Genomic DNA, 21,858 nt, shown 5'->3' on the forward strand with positions numbered 1-21,858 from the left:
CAGATACCCCTTACCCGGTAGGGATGGGCAAGATGTCATTTCGGTCAGGATTAGGCTGAGCGAATTAGAGAGAAACGGTCTCTTTAGCTGAAATGCCACCGTAATCGGTAATCGCCTGCCAGCTTATCTGCCCTGATGCGCCAGAAGGTAACGGCCAGCTGCGGCTGCTTTTCGGAGCGATCATATCCGCTTCTTTTATTTCTGATTTCCCAACGTTAAGTTCATAGAACGAAACGTAATAGGGCGTGGGATTAACCACTTCCAATTGATTGCCTTTACGGTTGAACTGGAGGGATTTATAGGCATTGGCAGCCTGGTTTCTCAGCAGCCCTGTTGGACGATAAAATAATTTGATACGCGATTGAACCGTGATTTGTAGCTGATTCTCATCGGTTTTATGCGTTGCCGGGATAGATTTAACGCTGAGCCAGAATACTGACTCGCGATCTTGCGGTAAGTTGCCGCCGGCCCGAACAATACGCAGCGTATTCTCTTGCTCGGCATCCAATCGAAACAATGGTGGAGTGACGATAAAGGGAACCTTAGTCGTGTTTGATGCATCCAGATTATCGATCCAGGATTGAATCAGGTAAGGCCGATCCTTTTCTGGATTGGTTACGGATAAAGAGGCCTCTTTTTTACTGCCATCGTATATGACGCGCGTGCTACCTATAACAATCCCGGCCTGTGCCTGATAGGTAATCGTTAGCAGGCAACATACAGAAATAAAAGAACGTATCCATGACATACCAGAACTCCTCATAACTACCTGACCAGCAGATCCTCCGCCGATAAAGATATTTTTCGTGTAAAAATAAGCATCCCTGCCTCGCCCTTGAAACATGGGTGATCCTTTTGTTTCTTTTTTAAATTTAATTAACCCTAACTAAAGCAGCGTTATTAGTTATAGGAAATACTGAACTGGGTTACAGCATTCGCTGGGCCGGTCGTGACGATGTCATTGGTTGACATATATTTGGCAATGTAGCTAAAGACAGGATTAACACCTTTCGCCACGGCTTTTTGTGCGGAAGGAGCAGTCATAGGAATCAGAGTTGTACCGTCTGCTTCGTAAATTGCGATACCCAACCCAGTAGCTACGCCAGCTCCAGTGGTCAACGCGAGCAGATTGGTATTATTTTCTGCAAAAGGACCATCAAACTTTACCAAGGCCTTTGTCACTGATTCTGGACAAGAAGTCAGGGTGATATCGAATTTTGTCGGCATGGCCGTGGCACCAATCGATGGGAAAGCTTTGGCGCTGACATTACCTAAAGCAACTGTCTGGCCAGCGCTCGCTGGGCTAACGGTACAAGCTTCAGCAATAACTGTACCGGTAAAATTGATGGTACCGTCTGCTGCATTTGCAGCAGAAGAGAAAGAAGCAAATGCTGCGCTAGCGAGTAAAATAGTTGCGCGTAATTTAGTGTTCATAAGGTCTCTCCATTTAAATAAATCACCCTAATTTACATCCTAATTTAGGGGCATTTTCTCAGCATTTAATCTAAGGAAAATAATAGGAGTCTTGTCTACTTAATAGCATATGTAATAAAAATACTATTAATTTTTTTTGACAACCCATTCTCCGAACTACGTTGATCTGACCCCGCGTAGGGTAGTTTCTACTTTCTCATGATGTAACACTTTTAACAATCACATCACATTTACGGTGTCATATTAACGAAGCATAGGTTTACACAAAAGATCAAAATGTAAAAACTTTATATCTTTTTTGATTAAAATTAAGAATAAAAAACTGTTTTTATCAAATAACGCTGTTTCAATGAGGTCTCACACAGTTACATTTTGAAATATTGAGGTGATTATTCTGACTTAATTCAAATAAGCATTATTTATTAACGAATTATTATTAAATATTTATCATTCCGAGCGAATGAATTTATGGCGAATATTTAGACACCATGCAAAAAAAGTCTAAATGGATTTTAGTGGATTTAATGAACTTAAAAGAATAATTGCCCGCGGAGAAATCTCCGTTGTGATTAATTAATTTCGTATCTTAACGATTTAAAAAACAGAGAAGATCGAGAATAAGATGTGATCTCAATTCTATTTCACATAGCACGCTTTCCTACCTAAAACTATTAAATAAATCATCTTGTTTATTTAATAGATAGAAATGGATTGTTAGTCATATATTTTGAATATTCTTCAAAATACCGAACTTAACAAGCAAGAAAATGAGTATGGGCGGATGAGTTAATCCAATGTCATTAGTAAACAGAGTTATGCGATTTTGAGTTTACAGGATGATTGTCTCAATGAGAGTCGTTTTCATTGCAACCGATTATTTACACAAAAAAAGTATGGTTTTTGCACGCCATTTATAAGATTAATCTTAGGTGTATATATAAAATAATCGCCATATTTAATTAATTCAATTACTTACAATAATAGATGTTAATTCAAAGGTTGCAGGGAGGACAATCCAGCTCTATCAGAATAATCGGCCAAAATATTGCTGCATAATCAGCATGATTGCCCAGAAAATTTGATTGGGTAAATATGCACTACGCAAAATTACCTCAATGGCTTGCCGTCTTAAAGAAACCGGTTTCGGTCATTTCAATCTGTCAGTGACTCATCATTGGATCGAAGTCGTTAGTCAGCGCTTGAATCAGATGCTGAGTGCATCATTTGACTGAAATCTAAGGTTAAGGATGCCGTATCGCTCGCAGTAGTATGTTCTTTTTGTCATACAAATAGGCTTTCGTTAAAATGCGTATTTCTGTACATTTTTGCTCTGTTGAGTTGCTCCTGACAGAGGTGAGGCAGTCGGCGAGAGATTCTGTCCTAATACGGGAGTAAACCCTCAGATAAGGGAGTGTTAGCTTAAAAATTGCTCTACGCTGGGTTTAACGCTTGTCGAGAGGCTGCGACAAAATCAGCAAACCAATCGTCAAAAAGGTTATTTGGCTAAGTCCTGTGGAGCCTGAAAGGCGCGTAGGCGAGTTTTGACAAAATCTGAGTATTACAATGCTAATGTTCTACCAGATTCGTCGTAACGCTATCGACGATAAAAAGTGCTTATTTATCAATGAATTAATTTAATCCTTTGACTTTATCTTGTCATGTTTATCTAATGTTTAATCATTTATGTTAGGGACTGGCAAATTTTATAGCACTAAATTCGGCTATATCTATATTGATAGTTTTTTTGACTGGCATGATAAGTAACGGCGAATCGGGTTATGTTTAGTAGCAACCTAGAGCCGTTATTCACAACAGGATGATTTAGGAGCCATAGAGATTTTTCCAGTGCCATAAACGCGAGTTGTGGAGAAACGGCTGTCTTTCTCTACTTATATATTAAAGTTCAAAAAACCACTGTCAGATTTAAAACTGGTTTAAATAACTGCCTATACATGGAATGGTAGTTTTATCTCTATCTCTCTAAAATGAGATGTAGCGCATTGTATTGGCCTTGACTGCGTGTGGTTAACCGCTAAGCGGAAAAGCCTAGAGAGTATCTTATGTGGGCTTAGAGGCGCTGTAAGCGAATGTTTGGCGGGTATTAACTCAAAAACTCTATATATCGAAGTACATTCTTAAGGTTTTGCTAGTTAATGCGGGTAAATGAGAACTTATTTCTCTTGGATTAAAAAGTATATTAGAACCGACATGGAGAATATTGGTTGATTTTCAGCGTGTTAACGATCGGTTCTGATTGCGCGGAAGCGCTAAGAGCGAAAATGGCAGCGAACTTGTTAGATTGATTTGTTTTACCTTCTCGGCAGCGGTTATTCATTACCCGCCTATTGCCCGTGTTATACGCAGAAAAAATAGAAAAACAGAATATAGACATAGTTACGTGGAACTGAACATTGCGCGGCAATGCTCTGCCATTCTGGTGGCCTGTTATTTTTATCGTACATCGTGCGGATTCCAGACCTGCCGGTAATCATGGATAATCGGGCTAACGACTGACGGGGTGGTTAGACGTGTGGTACTGGATTTTTGGTTGAGGCTGACCTGAAGTTGGGGGCGTTATTCTACTCGCCATCTGAAATTAACATCGGTGGCTGGCTGCGAGTTGCTTTGGTTGGCGGATAAATTCTGGCGACAATGCGAATCTAACCGGGCGCTCAGTGCTGTTATCATTTTAGCGATTACCGGTTATATCCTGCGGATCGCATCCAGAAGCTATTTTATCACCGACCACCTTTAAGCCTTGGCAACTTTATCGACTTCAGACTGCTTAAAGATCGATAGTGGGGATGAGGGGCAGGTCGAGTTTTTCGTGTTATGGGATTCGGTCACTCCCATGTTTAAGTCTTATCAAGCTGCTCTTTTGCTAGTTGAACAGGCAATGATTAAGCCATCATTAACTGGGGGAGGGGAGTGGCATAATTCATAATGTTTGATTAAGGCTAATTGACTTTGTTCATTGCGAGGGATTACAGGGATAGCGAGCGAGTAACGCTATTTTCCAGCAGTATTGATACCGCGTTATTTGTGAAAGGCGTAAAAAAACCAACCACAATAGGTTGGTTTTAAAGGGATTCTTTGGTCGGCATGAGAGGATTTGAACCTCCGACCCCCGACACCCCATGACGGTGCGCTACCAGGCTGCGCTACATGCCGACGCGGTAGATTTATACTACATTTTCTCTTCGTTAATGCAAGAGTCGGGCGCAACGAACGCTTAATAATTAATCAGTTAGGCTAGTGTGACCTAGTTGGCAATAAAGCGTTTTACGTCGGTTAACACCTGCAATAACAGCGCCAGCTGCGGTTTTTCATCTTTTATTTCATGGCCTTGCAGGTCAAAAGTTCGATAATTTCCGCTGTTGTCGAGCACAATAGTTTGGGTTGGCGTGGTAATGACCAGCACGCCGTTTTCACCGGTAGCAAGCCAATTATGATTACGCTGAGCGGCAAATAAATCCTCACCCTGCGAGTAATCTTCTGGCGAAGTGCGTACATGCAGCAAACGCTGCATCAGTGTAGTCATCACATCTTCATGGCTGGTCAATTTATTCACTTTTTGTGCCGGAGTACCCGGCCAGTGAATAATCAGCGGAACCTGTAATTGGTGACGGTTAAATTTGCTGCCCGCGCCCCAATCACCGTTGCCACTATCATTAAATTCTACGCCGTGAGACGCGGTGATCACCACCACGGTTTTATCCAGCAACCCTTTGGTTTTTAACGTATCAATGATAGTCGCAATGTGTTGATCGACGTTTTTGGCACCGTCCTGATAACGGCTGATAAAGTCATTTGGTGCGACCGGACTGACACCTTCCACCGGATCCTGCGACTCTTGTGAACCGATCAGGTTAACGTAGGAGAACCAAGGCGCCGGACTGGATAAATTATTCAACCATTGTTGCCATTCCAGCGTTGTTGCGCTGTCGCTCTGACGTTTTGGCTCAGGTAACGAGAAATCGGACAAAAGAGCCTGGCGATAGAGCGCCGACTGGAAGCCGTCAGAGGAGAATAGACCGAACTGGTAGCCTTGATTACCCAAGGCATTAATAAAGGCCGAAGGTTCACGAGCGGCTAAAATGCCGTCCAGATACGTCGGGGAGATCCCGTAAAACAGGCCAAACAGGCCGGTTTCTTTCCGGTTTCCCGCGCTGTAATGACGGTTGAACTGAATATTATACTGAGCAAAATCATTCAGCGCTGGCATGTCCTGCTTCAAACTATCTGGGCGAATACCGTCCACTACGATCATCAGCAGGTTATAGCCGCTGCCTTTATCGCTAAAGGTAATGGTATTGAGCGGATATTCCACGGTAACGGCTTCGGGATTTCCTTGCTCGATAATGCGGCGTTGATATTCCTGTTGATCCAGTAGGCCGTGTTTCTCCAGAAACTTACGTGCCGTCATAGGGTAGGAAAGCGGCAGATTGGCACGCTGCATCGTGATTGGCCGATAGAAATTGGCATCCGCCCAGATATAAATCAGGTGGGAGGCGAAAAATGCAGAAATAAACACGGCAACCAGCGGCTTAACAAACTTTTGCCGGTTCAGGCTACGCAGCTTTTGCCAGCACCAAGTGCCAAAAAGCATCTCAACCAAAAAGATAATAGGAACAGAAACAAAGATTAACTGCCAGTCTCTGGCCAACTCGCTTTGGTCGGGATTAACCACCAGCTCCCACACCACAGGATTGAGGTGCAAGTGAAAACGGGTAAAAACCTCACTGTCCACCAGTAATAAGGTCAGGCCTGTGGTGGCAAATGCGGCGGAAAGGAACCGGAGTAAACGCTGCGACATCACGACAAAAGTGAGTGGGAAAATCACCAATAGATAAGCAGCGAATACGATAAAACTGAAATGCCCTAACCAACTGACCAGAGCATAGGTGCGGCCAACCAAAGAGGTTGGCCAATCGGAAACAAATAGATAGCGGCTGCCCAGCACTAGGCTGAACAGAATATTGAATAAGGCGAACCAGTGCCCCCAACTGATCATTTGGGACACTTTTTCACGATAGCGCTGACGATTTGTCACCATATAGAGATAGCAGTCTTAATTAAGTCATTAATGAGCTTTATCTTCACGAACCGAAGCCTGGAGAGCCTCGGCGAAAGATCGCGCCAATACCTTGCGTTGCGCTGGGGCAATGCTGGTATTGAGCAGATTTGTAACCATATTCCCCAAAACCATCAAGGAAAGATCGGTTGGGGTGCGGTGTTTTTCCAGTACTTGAACCAGTTCAGAAAGCAACTGTTCAACGTGTTCGTCACTGTAACGAGATGATTGTGGCATAAAAAGTGTGCTCAACGCCTGACAAAGTCCCACATCTTACCGTATAGAGCCGCGCTTTTCCGCTATTTTATAGCATTAAGAATCAATTGCAGAGGATTCGGAGTTCACGCCGCTTTTGAGTTGCGGCGTCAGAGCATCGGTGTTTGAATACGCCCCTAGCTAAAAGGAGTATTTATCATGAGCCTTGATATCGACCAAATCGCTTTACATCAATTGATCAAACGTGACGAACAGACCCTGGATGTGATGTTGCGGGACTCTTTACTGCCGACTAATGCGGTAGTGGAAGAAATGATGACGGAACTGCATCGTGTTTATAGCGCCAAAAGCAAGGCTTATGGTTTGTTTAATGAGCAAAGTGAGTTGGCCGATGCCTTAAAACGCTGCCGTAAAGGAGACGAAGATTTTCTCGCCTTTAGCCGCGCGGCTACCGTGCGTCTGCGGGATGAACTGGCGAAATATCCTTTTGCCGAAGGCGGCGTGGTGTTGTTTTGTCAGTATCGCTATCTGGCGGTTGAGTATTTATTGATCTCAGTGCTAAGCAGTTGCAATAGTATGCGGGTTGATGAGCAGCTAGATTTGAGCACAACTCATTATCTGGATATCAATCGCGCAGATATTGTGGCTCGCATTGATCTGACCGAATGGGAAACCAATCCGGAGTCCAGCCGTTATCTGACCTTCCTGAAAGGGCGCGTTGGTCGTAAGGTTTCTGACTTCTTTATGGATTTCTTGTCCGCCGCCGAAGGTCTGGATACTAAGGCGCAAAACCGCGGTTTACTGCAAGCCCTTGATGACTATTGCGCCGATGCGCAGTTGGATAAAAATGAGCGTCAGGCATATCGTCAACAGGCTTATAGTTATTGCAACGAACAGTTGCAGGCCGGTGAAGAGATTGCATTGCAGGAACTGGCCCAAGAGTTACCTAAATTGGGTGAGAAGGACTTTAAAGAGTTCTCCACCGAGCAGGGGTATGCGCTGGAAGAGACATTCCCTGCCGATCGTAGCACTTTGCGTCAGCTGACTAAGTTTTCCGGCAGCGGCGGTGGTTTAAGCATTAACTTTGATGCTTTATTGCTGGGCGAACGTATTTTCTGGGATCCCGCCACCGATACGTTAACCATTAAAGGCACTCCACCGAATTTACGCGATCAGTTACAGCGGCGTTTAAGCGGCGGCGACAAATCCTAAGATAGTCGTTCACTCCTCAAGTGGTATTGACGTAACGCCACCGAGTCTGGAAACCTTTAAAATTAGTTTCTAAACTCGGTGGCGTTATTTTTTTATTACATATCTATGAGGTGGGTTTTATTGTTTGTTTTTTATAGTTAAATTTAAGTGAGCTAAATTTTTTGTTATTACTTGTCATTAAATTTCATTAATCAACAACTTCATTAAGCGCGTTCGGGAAATTTAGGCCGCTATTGGTTGTTTATTCTAATTTGATTTTTATCTCCCTCAGAGATAGGTTTATTACTCACCATGGTGATGTTGATTTTAACTTAATTTAATTATAGAGGGTTCAAATATGAAGACGATTGAAACTACTGAGTTAAATCTTATTTCAGGCGCAGAGGCCCCTACTCAGGCAATGGATATGACGATTGCTGTCACTACGGCGACTTCGGCTGGCGCTATAGCTGGCGCGCCATTTGGGCCGATTGGTATAGCCATTGGCTCTGCAATTGGTGCAGCAACAGGTGCTCTTTCCTCATTGGGATGGTAACGGTTTGTCTTAAAACTTAATGCTATTATCTTTTTTAATGGCCATTTGGTTTGTTATGCCGGCTTCTCTGTTATTTATAGCGGAGAAGCTTTAATGTATATAAAAATAATAAAGTGGAAGTGAGATGAATATTCCCTGTAGGCTAATCTGACGGGTTTTTTTCGTATTTTCTTTCTTGAGTGATGTGCTATTTTAATCGGATTTATATGGATTTCCGACTGAATAATTAATAGCCATAAGTGGAAGGAAATAAAAATAGCAGGTAATAAAAATGCCAGTCAGAGTAAACCGACTGGCATCTCCCATCGCATCAGCGATGCTTTCTCATTTTCGGCGTCCCGAAATATCGATATCGCAGATTAAACGCGAACGAAGTCGATATGAGTCAGTTTTGGCTTGAAAGCGTGACGCTGAACAGCCTGAACCTGAACTTTAACTTCTTTACCATCGATAACCAAAGAGATTGGCTCGTTGTAAAAACCTGGTTTTGCTTCCATGTTTTTAGTGGTGTCATGGTCCAGAGCGATAGAAACCGCTGCTTCCTCGCCACCGTAAACGATAGCTGGGAATTTATTTGCTGCACGCAGGCGGCGGCTCGCACCCTTACCCTGGTCGTTACGTACTTCTGCATTGATAGTGATCATTTTGTTTTCTCTTAAAAGAAAATTTACCCTGCTACAGGCGACCCAGCAACAGGTTCGATAGTCGGCTTACTTTGGGCGAACCCAGAGTAAAGCGGGCGGCATTCTAGCGAAATATCGACCAGACAGCAAACAAAACCGCAAATAACTCAGGGCAGAAAGGCGCTAGCCAAGCGAGTTTGCCAGGCGAAAACGCCCCTGATAATCAAACACCTTTTCGCGAATTTGCCACCATTGGCCCCGTTTCCGGGCAACGACAAAATCGGGGTGACGCAGTAGCGCCTGCTGGGCGATTACGTCCGCCGCCGTTTGCCATGTTAAGGGGATCCCCGGCGCGCGTTGATGCGGACGCAGGAATATTTGCTCAAAGGCCATACGCTGTGCGGATGTGGTGAGGCGAAAACGTTCGCTGGTACTGGTGCCGTCTTCATCGTAATAGGTGATTTTTAGCCATTCTCCTTTGGCATCTTTGCCTGATTCCAGCGCCATTCCTCCACAGCGCAGAACCAGTGCATCTTTCAGTTTTAGCGCGGCTTTCAGCATATCATCGGGATCGACCAGCACTTCCTGGCATTGATGACAGCGTCTGGCGGCAATGTCATTTTCTGCTCCGCAGTGTGGACAGCTTTTAAACCGGAAACGATAGTCGCATTGAGCGCGCTGACCTTCATCACCTTCAAACCAGCCCTGACAGCGGCGGCCATAGTGTTCGATAATATCGCCGGAGTCTGTGCATTTCCCCCAAAATACATTGGCAAAACCGCAGTCTGGGCAAAAGACCTGTACTGGCTGGCTATCGCCATGAGGCTTACTGGTGCCCACTTCGGGAGTGAACAGGTCGTGTGGATTACCGGCGTAGTCGAGAATCAAACAGTCTTCCTTACCCGGTGATAATCGCAGCCCGCGTCCAACGATTTGCTGATACAGGCTGACGGATTCGGTCGGACGCAGAATGGCGATCAAATCCACGTGGGGCGCGTCAAAACCGGTAGTCAGTACCGCGACATTCACCAGATAACGCAATTCTTGTTGTTTAAACGCATGAATCAACGCGTCGCGTTCGGCGGCGGGAGTGACGGCGCTAATCAATGCAGCCTGCCCTGCGGGGAGCAGCCCGAACACCTCTTTAGCGTGCTCAACCGTGGCGGCAAAAATCATCACTCCTTTGCGAGTGGCTCCATATTCGACGATTTGGCTGACAATATGCGGCGTAATACGGCTCTGCTGTTTGATTTCCCGATCTAGGTCTTCTTCGCGGAACAGACCATTGCTATTACTGGTCAGACGGCTGAAATCATATTGCACCACCGGCATATCCAGCCGTTCTGGCGGTACCAAGAAACCGTTTTTGATCATGTAGCGCAGGGGCAATTCATAGATACAATCGCGAAATAAACTCTTTTCATCACCACGGGTAATGCCGTGATAGTGGAATTGATAAATCCAGCCTTTGCCAAGACGATAGGGCGTAGCGGTCAAACCCAGCAAGCGTAGCTTTGGATTATTTTTCCGTAAATACTGAATGATTTGCTGATATTGGCTGTCGTCTTCATCGCTGATTCGATGGCATTCATCAATGATTAACAGGGAAAAGGCACTATCGAACAGTGAGAGATTACGGGCTACGGACTGCACGCTGCCAAAGACGACTTTGCCTTCGCTTTGTCGTTGCTGTAAACCTGCGGCAAAAATATCGGCATCCAGACCGTAAGCACAATATTTAGCGTGGTTTTGTGCCACCAGCTCTTTAACGTGAGCCAGTACCAATACTCGCCCACGAGCCAGTTTAGCCAGTTCGGCAATGACCAGACTTTTACCCGCGCCGGTGGGCAGCACAATCAGAGCCGGTTCCGGGTGGCGACGAAAGTGAGCAATAGTGGCGTCAACCGCTTCTTGTTGATAGGGGCGGAGTGTAAAAGCCATAGCTTAGGCTACCCCAAGCGGAACGGTGGTCATTTGCAACATATCCTTAAGATTTTTAGCGAAATCGATCCGGTTAAACTCGAAATTATTTTCTATTATTATGCCTATTCGGTGCCATAGGTGCGAGAACCTCTCGGTCGAGCGTAACTGTTCCTAGGATGATAGGACAACCCCCGTTATACTGATGTGTCTCATAGGCAGCAAATGATGTTCCTCCTACACGATTTTTACTGCTTCATTTAATTTCCTGCGTTGCTACCCCTCAAAGTGGCAAGGCAACGTGTTGATTGGCAACACGACCAGACAAACAGGCAAAGTAGATTCAATGCGATTGGACAAGTTTTTATCTCAGCAATTAGGGGTTAGCCGTGCGTTGGTTGCGCGCGAGCTACGGGCAAAACGTGTGACCGTGGACGGCGAGATCGTCAAAACCGGCGCGATGAAGCTGACGCCAGAACAGGAAGTGATGTTCGATGGCAATCTGCTGCAGCAGCAGGTCGGGCCGCGTTACTTTATGCTGAATAAGCCCCAGGGCTATGTATGCTCCACTGACGATCCCGACCATCCAACCGTGCTGTATTTCCTCGATGAGCCGGTTGCCTATAAATTGCATGCGGCGGGGCGTTTGGATATCGACACCACAGGTCTGGTTTTGATGACTGACGATGGCCAATGGTCACATCGTATTACTTCACCAAAGCACCACTGCGAGAAAACCTATCTGGTGACGCTGGAGCATCCGGTTGCCGAAGATACCGCCGAGCAGTTTGCCGCAGGCGTACAATTGCATAACGAGGCTACCTTGACCAAACCGGCGCAGCTGGAAGTGATAGAGCCGCAATTAGTTCGTTTAACGATCAGTGAAGGTCGTTACCATCAGGTAAAACGCATGTTTGGTGCGGTAGGTAATCGCGTAGTCGAGTTACACCGCGAACGTATTGGTGCCATTGTGATGGATGAAGATCTGGCACCTGGCGAATACCGCCCGTTAACCGAAGAAGAAATTGCCAGCGTTGGCGCTCCGCATCTGAGTTAATCGCGCCATCGTTTATCAAGGCGGTTATGCGTGATTCCAAGAGAGGAACTCCCAGGTTTTAGGGGGAGGCCTGCGTCTTGGGCGTTGCCAAAACAAATCATTTTTCCCGCCATCGTGGTACGACTGTCCTGTTCGATCTGAATAATTCATTTGGATCGAACGGCTATTGAAGGAGTTGCAAAGCGTGCAAGAAAAACGAACATCCCATATTGGTTTGATCTTAATTCTGGGTTTGCTTTCCATGCTGATGCCGTTGGCCATCGATATGTATTTGCCCAGCATGCCGATTATCGCCAGAGAGTTTGGCGTGGAGGATGGTCGCGTACAAATGACACTGAGCGCTTATGTGCTCGGGTTTGCTATTGGTCAAATGTTCTATGGCCCGATGGCAGACAGTATTGGCCGTAAGCCGGTTATCCTGTGGGGAACGGTAATTTTTGCTCTGGCAGGCGTAGCCTGCGCCATGGCGCAATCGGTGGAGCAACTGGTCAATATGCGCTTCCTGCACGGTTTATCCGCCGCTGCGGCCAGCGTTGTGATCAACGCATTGATGCGAGATATGTTCACGAAAGATGAATTCTCTAGAATGATGTCATTTGTGGTGCTGGTGATGACCATTGCGCCACTGTTGGCACCCATTATTGGTGGCGCTTTGCTGGTGTGGTTCAGCTGGCATGCTATTTTCTGGAGTATGGCCGGCGCAGCGCTGGTTGGTGCGGTGCTGGTAGCGTTCTTTATTAAAGAAACGCTACCGCGAGAACGGAGACAAAAATTCCACCTTCGCACCACAATTGGCAACTTTGGTTCACTGTTCCGTCATAAACGCGTGCTCAGCTATATGCTGGCCAGCGGATTCTCCTTCGCCGGTATGTTCTCTTTCCTCAGCGCTGGGCCTTTTGTATACATCGATCTTAACGGTGTGTCCCCGCAAAACTTCGGTTATTACTTTGCGCTGAATATTGTCTTCCTGTTCCTGATGACGTTGATCAATAGCCGGAATGTGCGCCGCGTTGGAGCCATTAAGATGTTCCGTTTTGGCCTATTGGTGCAGTTGGTTATGGGCATCGGTCTGGTGGCAGTTTCAGCTTTGGGACTGGGGTTCTGGGCGTTGGTGTTGTGCGTGGCGGCCTACGTGGGCTGTATCGCTATGATTACATCCAACGCCATGGCGGTCATTCTGGATGATTTCCCGCACATGGCGGGGACGGCTTCATCTCTGGCTGGTACCTTGCGTTTTGGTATCGGCGCGTTGGTCGGAACCATTTTATCATTAGCTCCTTCCCGCAGTGCCTGGCCAATGGTTAGCTCAATGGCTTTCTGTATCATTGCCGCTGTATTCTTCTATTTATACGCCAGTCGTCCGGGCAAAAAGACGGCCTGATTTGGTTTATCGCGCTGCCGGTTGTTTCGCTGGCAGCGCAATGACCCACTTTATCTCAATGATATTTCCCCGCTCTACCTTCCCTTTCTTGTTCTTCTGCACTGAATATCGCTGTTTCCGAGAGTTAATCATTGGCTGAAATAGCCCAATAAGAAGCAAGGTGATATTAGTAAGCACGCTTATTATCATGTTGATTACTTGTTAAGGCTGGCTTGAAATAAGTCAAAATAAGGAAAATAACATCCCGAAGAATATGAAGTTTTCGCGATTATTTTGTATACATTAAATCTTCACTTAATAATATATTTATCAATGAGATGTCGTTGTTTTCTTCCTGGCTTTCGGTGAAGGAATGTTCCTTATTTGTAAAATATTAACGAAAAGTAGGTAACCGACTTGCAAGAAAAATGGTTGAGAAGACACGCAGAAAGGTATACATATAACGAAAAAATGAGATCTAAATCTCAAACTCGCTTTTTTGGTTAGTGTAAGGAAGCGGGGAAAACGTCAGAAATGGCCAAATAAACAACCTTGTTAGTGATAAGTTTATGTATTGTTATAAATTTACACTTTGATGAGATTCTAATCAGGCATAATGGCGCTTTAGCGGCTATAACTTAGTTAGCATGTGACTTTGTTGTGCTTTTGTAATAGTTATTGTTAATTTTTTTACTAGGAAAGACGCGTGAATAATATTCAACTTTCGGTGGTTCATCGCCTGCCGCAAAGTTACCGCTGGCTGTCAGGCTTTACCGGTGTCAAGGTTGAACCGATTCCGTTAGCGACGATAGATGAAAAGAACAACCTGATGGGGTTGAAATTACTGAGCCATGACGGTAGCGCCGCCAGGCAGGTAATGCAGCGCCTGCACCTTTCGTTACAAGAAATTCAGGTTGATTCTGCTATTGTCGAGTGGGAAGGAGAGCCTTGTCTGTTTGTCCACTGCCATGATGAAAGCGCCGCTATGTGCCGCTTGAAAAATGTCGGTGTGGCCATCGCAGAGAAAATGACGGCTTTCTATCCTTTCTAATCCTCCGCGGCAGAGCTGTCTCTGAGGAACTTTTGCATGTGCAAAGTTCCCGTGGCTTTTAATCGGCCAGTTGCAATAACTGTCGGGTATAAGGCTGCGCCGGTGCGGTGAGCACCCGTTGGCAATCACCTTGTTCTATCACTTCTCCCTGTTTCAGTACGATCAACTGGTGGCACAGTGATTTCACTACCTGCAAATCGTGGCTGATAAACAGATAGCTTAATTGATACCGTTGCTGAAGCGATTTGAGCAGTGTCAGAATCTGTGCCTGCACCGATTTGTCCAGCGATGAGGTCGGTTCATCGAGAATCAATAGCTGAGGTTGCAATATCAGCGCCCTGGCAATGGCAATGCGCTGACGTTGTCCCCCGGAAAACTCGGTGGGATAGCGGTGGCGGGTGGCAGGGTCTAATCCCACTTCTTCCATGGCGGCAATCACACGCTGTTGCCGATCGGCGGCGCTGAGCTTCTGATGAACCTCCAGCCCTTCAGCGATAATTTGCCAGACCGCCAAACGTGGATTGAGCGCCGAGTAGGGATCCTGAAATACCACCTGAATGCGGTTGCGGAAAGGCAACATCTGTTTGTTATTAAAGCGATGAAGTGGTTGACCGTCGAAACAGATCTCCCCGCTGGAGGGTAATAAACGCAGCAATGCTAGCCCGGTAGTGCTTTTTCCCGATCCTGACTCCCCGACCAAACCGAGACTTTCCCCCGGACGTAAATCAAAGCTGATACCTTTCACCGCGTAGTGATGACCAACCGTTCGGCGCAGTAACCCTTTTTTGATAGGAAAACCTACCTGAAGATTTTTGACTCGCAGCAGTGGTGCGGTCATCGGCGGTAGCGGCATGGGATCGCCCTGAGGCTCGGCGTCGAGCAATTGCCGTGTGTACGGGTGCTTAGGGTGGCTAAACAGCGTCTGGCGGTCACTCAGCTCCACTCTGCGCCCTTCGCGCATCACCGCCACGTTATCGGCTAGGCGGCGCACGATATTCAGGTTATGAGTGATAAACAGCAAACTCATTCCCATTTCTTGTTTTAACTCTTTCAGCAAACTCAAAATCTGTGCCTGTACCGACACGTCGAGGGCGGTAGTGGGTTCATCGGCAATCAACAGTTTAGGCTGAGTGAGTACCGCCATAGCGATCATCACTCGTTGCTGTTCTCCCCCGGAAAGCTGATGAGGGAAATCTCCGAGCCGCCCTTTGGCATTGCGAATACCGACGCGATCCAGGCAACTGATAATCTCGGCACGTGCGCTTTCCCGCCCCATTCCACGGTGGAGGGACAACACTTCCGCCAGCTGTTTTTCGATAGTATGCAGCGGATTAAGCGAGACCATGGGCTCCTGAAAAATCATAGCGATCTGGTTACCGCGAATTTTGCGCAACGTATTTTCATTGGCATGGAGCAGAGATTGACCGGAAAATAGAATGTCTCCGCTCGGATAAATCACCGGCGGTGAAGGGAGTAAACGAAGTACCGACAGGGCGGTGACGCTCTTGCCCGAACCGGATTCGCCGACCAGTGCCAGAGTTTCACCCGCTTCTACCTGTAGGGAAAGCTGGCTGACAACCTGACGTTCCTGTTGGTTCTGGCGGAAAGCAATACTGAGATCCTGAATATCCAGCAGAGGAGTCGCCATATCAATACGCCTTACTTGGGTCGAAAGCGTCACGCACCGCTTCGCCGATGAAAATCAATAGGGAAAGCAGCATCGCTAGGGCGATAAATGCGGTTAATCCTAACCAAGGCGCTTGCAGATTATTTTTCCCTTCCAACAACAGTCCTCCCAATGATGGCGAGCCGATCGGTAGGCCAAATCCGAGAAAATCTAGTGAGGTTAGCGTGGTAATAGACCCACAAAGAATAAACGGCAGGAATGTCAGCGTTGCCACCATCGCATTTGGTAGCATATGGCGCGACATAATCACCCGATCGCGCACGCCCATCGCGCGGGCTGCCCGAATATAATCGTAGTTGCGGGTACGTAAAAACTCGGCGCGCACCACGCCAACCAGCGCCATCCAGCCGAATAAAACGGTAATCGCCAGCAGCCACCAGAAATTGGGCTGAATAATGCTGGACAGCAGAATCACCAAAAATAACGTTGGCATACCTGACCAAACTTCAATAAAGCGTTGCCCCCATAGATCGATTTTTCCACCGTAATAGCCCTGTACCGCCCCGACGCAAATGCCTATCAGGCTGGAAAATAGCGTCAGGGTTATGCCAAACAGCATGGAAATACGAAAGCCATAAATAACCTTAGCCAATACGTCACCGCCGTTGCTGTCCGTGCCTAACAAATTGTGGCGGTCGGGCGGGGAAGGGAAGGGAACCTGCGTGGAGAAGTTTATGGTGTTATTACCAAAGCGAATCGGCGCCCATATTGCCCAGCCGTGGTCTTCGATACGGCCTATTACGTAAGGATCTTGATAGTCGGCGGCGGTAGTCAGAATACCGCCAAAGGCTGTTTCATCATAGTTCACCATAAAGGGCATATAGAATTTGCCCTGATAGCTGACCAGCAGGGGCTTATCGTTGGCAATAAGTTCGGCGAATAAACTGATGATAAACAGTGTGAGAAAAATCCACAGTGACCAATAACCGCGTCGGTTGTGTTTGAATCGCGCCCAACGGGCACGATTGATGGTGCTGAGTGGTTTCATTGGCGGCCCTCGAAATCAATGCGTGGGTCAACCAGCGTGTAAGTAATGTCACTGATAATATTCAGTAATAAGCCAATCAGTGTGAAAATATACAGAGTGCCAAACATGACCGGATAATCTCGTTGCAGCGTGGCGTCGTAGCCCAGCAGGCCCAGACCATTCAGAGAAAACATCACTTCGATCAACAGTGAACCGGTGAAGAACATACTGATAAATGTGGCGGGGAAACCGGCGATAACTAATAACATCGCATTGCGAAACACGTGACGATACAGAATTTTATCTTCGCTCAAACCTTTGGCGCGAGCGGTTACCACGTATTGCTTCCGAATTTCATCCAGAAAGGAATTCTTGGTCAACATGGTCAGGGTCGCAAAGCCGCCGATCACGGTAGCCAATACTGGCAGCGTGATGTGCCACAGATAATCAGTAACCTTCCCGTACCAAGGGAGGGTATCAAAATTACTGGATACCAGGCCGCGCAGCGGGAACCAATCGAGATAACTACCGCCGGCAAATACTACGATCAGCAAAATAGCGAACAGAAAGGAGGGAATGGCATAACCGATAATAATTAGCGTGCTGCTCCAAGTATCGAAGGCCGACCCGCTGCGCACCGCTTTTTTAATTCCCAGCGGAATGGATACCAGGTAAATAATCAGAGTGCTCCATAACCCCAGGGTTATGGACACGGGCAGGCTGCTTTTTATCAACCCCATCACGGTTTCGCCGCGAAACAGACTGTCGCCAAAATCAAAGCGGGCATAGCGCCAGAGCATATCGAAATAACGTTGATGTAGAGGTTTATCGAAACCGAAGCGCTGTTTAATTTCGGCTATGACTTCTGGGTCGAGTCCCCGTGAGCCGCGGTATTGTCCTTCCCCTAACGGCCCGGCGCTTACACCGACTTTCGCACCGCCCAGATTCCCGTCTGAAGCCGTGTTTAAACCGCTGTGCTGGCCAAATTCGATATTAGCAATGGCCTGATCCACCGGCCCGCCGGGAGCGATTTGCACAATAAAAAAATTGATAGTGATGATCGCCCATAGCGTTGGGATAACCAATAATAAACGACGTAATAAATAAGCGCCCATATGTTGCCCCTTAGCGCCGTTCAGCCGGCAAATGAGCCGCTTTATTTACGTCGAACCACCAGCTATCGAAGCCCAGAGAGTAGGTTGGGCGCACCGAAGGCATAGAGAACTTATCCCAATAAGCAAAACGGGTGTGATTGGAATACCACATGGGAATCATAAAGTTATTCCATGTCAGCACCCGATCCAGCGCGCGGCCAAGGGAGATGAGGGCTTCCGGTTGCCCCTGATGGCTAATAATTTGCTGAATCAGAGAGTCAATTGCCGGGTCGCTGACGCCGGGGCGGTTATACGTAGAATCAATATACTCTGAGCTCCAATATAGCCGCAGATAAGTGCTTGGGTAAGTGAAGGCTGGATAAACTGCCGGGAGCATATCGAAATCGCGGCTACGCAAGCGGCTAAGGTACTGTGAACTATCCACCTCACGAATATTCATGGTGATGCCCAAACGTTGCAGGTTATGTTTAAACGGCTGCACGTATTGGAAATTACTGCCGCTGAGCAACAGCATTTCGAAGACAAAAGGTTGCCCCGTTTTGCTGTTAACCAACTGCTGATTTTTCACTTCCCAGCCTGCCTGCTGCAAGAGTTCGCGCGCTTTCAGCAGGTTATCCCGATCGTTGCCGCTACCGTCGCTGGAAGGCGGTTGATAGATTTTGCTGAAAACTTCGTCAGGTATCTTGCCTTTTAGCGGTGCTAGCCAGGCTAATTCCGCGCTATCGGGATAACCGGTAGCCGCATAGTCGGTATTTTGAAAGAAACTGTTGGTGCGCTGATAACTGTTGAAATAGAAAGCTTTATTCATCCAGTCGAAATCAAAGGCTAGGGTGAGCGCTTGACGTACGCGCCGATCGCTGAACAGCGGACGTTGGATATTAAAAGCCATCCAGCGGGTGTTTTGCGCCGATTTGTCCTCTAAATCCTGCTTAATGATGTAGTTTTTGGCGAAATTGCCACCAACATACTGCGACGCCCAACTTTTGGGCGACGTTTCTTCCTGCAGGTCAAAGGCACCGGATTTAAAGGCTTCCAGTGCGACTTTATCGTCTAAATAATAATCGTAGCGAATGGAGTCAAAATTATACATTCCGCGATTGACGGGCAAATTGGCGGCCCAATAGTCCCGCACGCGTTGATAGGTAATATATTGACCAATACGGTAATCGCCAATGCGGTAAGGGCCACTGCCTAGCGGCGGCTTGCTCAACGGCTCTCCCAGTTTACGGTTCTGCCAGTCGTGCGCGGGTAAAACCGGCAGCCCCAACATACTCAGCAACTTATCTTTTCCCGGCTCAGGGAATTCAATACGCACTGTCAGGCGGGAAATAGCTTTAACCGTCACGCCTTTATAAGCGATGCGAAATTGAGGCACGCCTTCGGTCATTAACTTATTAAAGGTAAATTCCACATCGTTGGCGGTAATAGGAACATTGTCGTGAAAGCGAGCGTGAGGGTTGATATCAATTTCAACCCAGCGCATATCCGCAGGGTAGCGGGCCGATTCGGCAATCAGCGGATAATAGCTGCCGATTTCATCGTCAGAGCTGGCAAATAGGCTATCATACAGGCGTTCGGAGCCAACCGCAGGAACGCCGCGTAGGGCAAAGCGGTTGAAGTTATCAAAGGTGCCAATGGCGGATAGAGTAACATTACCACCTTTGGGCGCCGCCGGATTAACATAATCAAAATGAGTGAAATCGGCGGAATATTTTGGCTCGCCCAAAATTGAGAATGCTACGCCTTCGTTTAGCGTTTCTGCATGCAATCCTAGACTGAAAGTAGCAAATATTAGTGCGGTGAATGCCCGTAATAGCATGATAACGGTGAACCCCTGCGACAAACCTACATAGCAACTATTTCAAGTAAAACTACCAGTTGTCCGGGTACGAAGGCAAATATTAAAGAAATTAGTTTCCATTACAAAACTTCAGCAATTTATCCAGCGTTAACGGCTTACTGAGTAAATAACCTTGCATGAAGTGAACGCCGTGAGCAATCAGATATTGTGCCTGTTGCTCGGTCTCAACCCCTTCGGCCACAGTTTCAATTTTCAAATTCTTCGCCAGTATCAATACGGAGTCTAAAACGGGTGCGGTAATGGTTTCAAATCCAATACTATTGATAAATGCTCGGTCGATCTTAATATAGTCGAGCGTGAAGCGTTCCAGATAAATTAGCGCGCTGTGTCCGGTACCAAAATCATCAACGGCAATTTTTACGCCGTGCTCACGCAGCCAGGCGAATTGGGAGATAGCCTGTTCTTCTTCTACCATCCCACGTTCAGTTATTTCAAATATAGGATCGAAGGTATCTAAGGGTAACCGCGCCAACAAACTTAAAACATCTTCGCGGAATGTCGGTTCACCTAAATGAAGTGGTGAAATATTAAACGCTAGTTTGGTGCCAGTGGGAATGGAACCAACCATTCTTGTCGCATCGGCAATAATTAAATCAAACAAATGCTGGGTTAGTGGTTGTATCAAACCCTGAGCTTCGGCAAAGGGAATAAACAAATCTGGCGGAATACGACCTTCAGTTGGGTGCTCCCAACGCACCAGCGCTTCCAGCCCGGACATTTTTCGGCTGGTTGCTTCGAATACCGGTTGATATTCGATAAAGAACTCACCGCGCTTCATACCGCGCAGAATCTCGTCTTCTGGGCGTTGGCGGTTGGACATAATGTAATAGGCAGAAATTCCGACAAAGGCAGATAATAATAATCCGCCAAGTAGAATTATCCGAATGTCACTGGCCGTGAAATTGACGCTATACAATAGTAACTTGATGGGATAACCCGGAATCTGGATCTCGCGAGAGGCCGTATTGGGCAGTTGTTCAATGGGAATGACTTTGGCATTAAAGGTTGTCATGGCCTGGTCGCCAATAACAATCGCCATACCGTTGACGCCCTTATCATTAAAGTTGAGCAATAAATAAGGACGCAGGTTTAACTCTAAAGTTGTTAATACGCCGGTATTTCCACGTCCAGGCTGACGAAGCCAAACGGCGACCGCCGGTTTATCTGGCAGAATTGGCGTACCCTGCTGAAGCTTGAAATCCAGAGTCTGGTATAAATTAAGTTTTGGGTAAATAGCGTTACTGCTGACATGCATTTCGCCGGTAGCCGACGAGCAATAAGTGAAACCATCCCGTACCAGTAAGAATGCCCGTACGCCGTTCGTAAACGCTGCCTTATATTGCAGTACAGGTTCCGCTAACTTGCAGGATTTCTCCGTTAATGGAATCAGCTGGGACATGGTGGTGGTCAAGTCATTTAAGAAACGCGAGGAGTAAGCGACTATTTGCTCGCTCTGTGCAGATAATCTTTTCTCACTGCTACGATAAAGAAAAGACAGCGTAACGGTAACGAAACAAATAAAGAATATCAGAGAAATAATGGCACTTTTTTTTATCAGGCGGCGCGGGGATACAATATTGCGAAAGAACGCATTTTTTGAACCCATGATAACGCGACTCCCTGACCCGATGAAAAAAAGTAATTATTAGTATAAGTATCTTAGCGGTGAAGCGCTACTGGTTTGGTATTAGCCACGATGCTTCAGAGCAGATATTAAACTGATAAATAAAATGTAATATTTTAAAC

Annotated in this window: 17 protein-coding genes, 1 tRNA gene and 1 pseudogene; 6 read left to right on the forward strand and 13 right to left on the reverse strand. The window is 46.7% G+C overall.

The genetic code is table 11. From position 1 onward, the window contains the following. Positions 1-64: 64 nt before the first annotated feature. On the reverse strand, positions 65-748 hold the full coding sequence (locus AD970_RS04250; protein WP_049597082.1) for a fimbrial biogenesis chaperone: 684 nt from the start codon (positions 746-748) through the stop codon (positions 65-67). A 152-nt stretch (positions 749-900) separates the two neighbouring features. Further along, positions 901-1,434 (reverse strand): fimbrial protein, encoded by a 534-nt coding sequence (locus tag AD970_RS04255; RefSeq protein ID WP_049597083.1) that lies wholly within the window; start codon positions 1,432-1,434, stop codon positions 901-903. A gap of 1,082 nt (positions 1,435-2,516) precedes the next feature. Here AD970_RS04255 and AD970_RS19520 point away from each other — a divergent pair. Further along, complete coding sequence (locus AD970_RS19520) at positions 2,517-2,666, forward strand: hypothetical protein (RefSeq protein ID WP_157045445.1); 150 nt, start codon at positions 2,517-2,519, stop codon at positions 2,664-2,666. Between the two features lie 1,817 nt (positions 2,667-4,483). On the opposite strand, the pseudogene AD970_RS20500 reads toward AD970_RS19520, so the two are convergent. From AD970_RS20500 to AD970_RS04270, 4 genes and pseudogenes are all read right to left on the reverse strand, one after another. Then, positions 4,484-4,573, reverse strand: a pseudogene (locus AD970_RS20500) (hypothetical protein); the annotation flags it as partial. Next, positions 4,529-4,605: transfer RNA gene (locus AD970_RS04260), tRNA-Pro, on the reverse strand. The pseudogene AD970_RS20500 and the gene AD970_RS04260, both read right to left, overlap by 45 nt. A gap of 91 nt (positions 4,606-4,696) precedes the next feature. Continuing rightward, the gene (yejM, locus tag AD970_RS04265) at positions 4,697-6,490 is read right to left on the reverse strand and encodes an LPS biosynthesis-modulating metalloenzyme YejM (protein WP_049597084.1); all 1,794 of its coding nucleotides are present in this window, start codon (positions 6,488-6,490) and stop codon (positions 4,697-4,699) included. 27 nt (positions 6,491-6,517) lie between these two features. After that, positions 6,518-6,745 (reverse strand): YejL family protein, encoded by a 228-nt coding sequence (locus tag AD970_RS04270; RefSeq protein ID WP_049597085.1) that lies wholly within the window; start codon positions 6,743-6,745, stop codon positions 6,518-6,520. A 177-nt stretch (positions 6,746-6,922) separates the two neighbouring features. Here AD970_RS04270 and yejK point away from each other — a divergent pair, with 177 nt between their 5' ends. Both yejK and AD970_RS04280 read left to right on the forward strand, forming a co-directional pair. Beyond that, positions 6,923-7,936, forward strand: a complete 1,014-nt coding sequence (gene yejK / locus AD970_RS04275) for a nucleoid-associated protein YejK (protein ID WP_049597086.1) — start codon at positions 6,923-6,925, stop codon at positions 7,934-7,936. A gap of 337 nt (positions 7,937-8,273) precedes the next feature. Then, a complete protein-coding gene (locus AD970_RS04280; protein WP_049597087.1) occupies positions 8,274-8,471 on the forward strand; it encodes a hypothetical protein in 198 nt (65 codons plus the stop codon). 359 nt (positions 8,472-8,830) lie between these two features. Here AD970_RS04280 and rplY read toward each other — a convergent pair whose 3' ends face one another. Together rplY and AD970_RS04290 are read right to left on the reverse strand one after the other, a co-directional pair. Next, positions 8,831-9,115, reverse strand: a complete 285-nt coding sequence (gene rplY / locus AD970_RS04285; RefSeq protein WP_049597088.1) for a 50S ribosomal protein L25 — start codon at positions 9,113-9,115, stop codon at positions 8,831-8,833. 162 nt (positions 9,116-9,277) lie between these two features. Beyond that, a complete protein-coding gene (locus AD970_RS04290; protein WP_049597089.1) occupies positions 9,278-11,035 on the reverse strand; it encodes a DEAD/DEAH box helicase in 1,758 nt (585 codons plus the stop codon). Between the two features lie 325 nt (positions 11,036-11,360). Between AD970_RS04290 and rsuA the strand changes: the two genes are divergently transcribed. From rsuA to AD970_RS04310, 3 genes are all read left to right on the forward strand, one after another. Beyond that, positions 11,361-12,071, forward strand: coding sequence for a 16S rRNA pseudouridine(516) synthase RsuA (gene rsuA / locus AD970_RS04295; protein ID WP_049597090.1), 711 nt, complete (start codon positions 11,361-11,363; stop codon positions 12,069-12,071). 184 nt (positions 12,072-12,255) lie between these two features. After that, positions 12,256-13,452 carry a Bcr/CflA family multidrug efflux MFS transporter gene (locus AD970_RS04300; protein ID WP_049597091.1) on the forward strand — a complete coding sequence of 399 codons (1,197 nt, stop codon included), beginning with the start codon at positions 12,256-12,258 and terminating at the stop codon, positions 13,450-13,452. Positions 13,453-14,137: 685 nt separating this feature from the next. Further along, positions 14,138-14,482, forward strand: a complete 345-nt coding sequence (locus tag AD970_RS04310) for a YejG family protein (RefSeq protein ID WP_049597093.1) — start codon at positions 14,138-14,140, stop codon at positions 14,480-14,482. Positions 14,483-14,540: 58 nt separating this feature from the next. Here AD970_RS04310 and yejF read toward each other — a convergent pair whose 3' ends face one another. The 5 genes from yejF to AD970_RS04335 all read right to left on the reverse strand — a co-directional run bounded on the left by yejF (position 14,541) and on the right by AD970_RS04335 (position 21,718). Then, a complete protein-coding gene (gene yejF / locus AD970_RS04315) occupies positions 14,541-16,130 on the reverse strand; it encodes a microcin C ABC transporter ATP-binding protein YejF (protein ID WP_049597094.1) in 1,590 nt (529 codons plus the stop codon). Position 16,131: 1 nt separating this feature from the next. Next, positions 16,132-17,157 carry an ABC transporter permease gene (locus AD970_RS04320; protein WP_049597095.1) on the reverse strand — a complete coding sequence of 342 codons (1,026 nt, stop codon included), beginning with the start codon at positions 17,155-17,157 and terminating at the stop codon, positions 16,132-16,134. Beyond that, positions 17,154-18,251, reverse strand: a complete 1,098-nt coding sequence (locus tag AD970_RS04325) for a microcin C ABC transporter permease YejB (protein ID WP_049597096.1) — start codon at positions 18,249-18,251, stop codon at positions 17,154-17,156. The genes AD970_RS04320 and AD970_RS04325 overlap by 4 nt, the downstream gene beginning before the upstream one ends. Before the next feature lie 10 nt (positions 18,252-18,261). Beyond that, the gene (locus AD970_RS04330; RefSeq protein ID WP_049597097.1) at positions 18,262-20,070 is read right to left on the reverse strand and encodes an extracellular solute-binding protein; all 1,809 of its coding nucleotides are present in this window, start codon (positions 20,068-20,070) and stop codon (positions 18,262-18,264) included. A gap of 91 nt (positions 20,071-20,161) precedes the next feature. Further along, positions 20,162-21,718 (reverse strand): cyclic di-GMP phosphodiesterase, encoded by a 1,557-nt coding sequence (locus tag AD970_RS04335; RefSeq protein WP_049597098.1) that lies wholly within the window; start codon positions 21,716-21,718, stop codon positions 20,162-20,164. Positions 21,719-21,858 lie beyond the last annotated feature (140 nt).

The sequence above is a fragment of the Yersinia nurmii genome, from assembly GCF_001112925.1.
In the GTDB taxonomy this organism is placed as follows: domain Bacteria; phylum Pseudomonadota; class Gammaproteobacteria; order Enterobacterales; family Enterobacteriaceae; genus Yersinia; species Yersinia nurmii.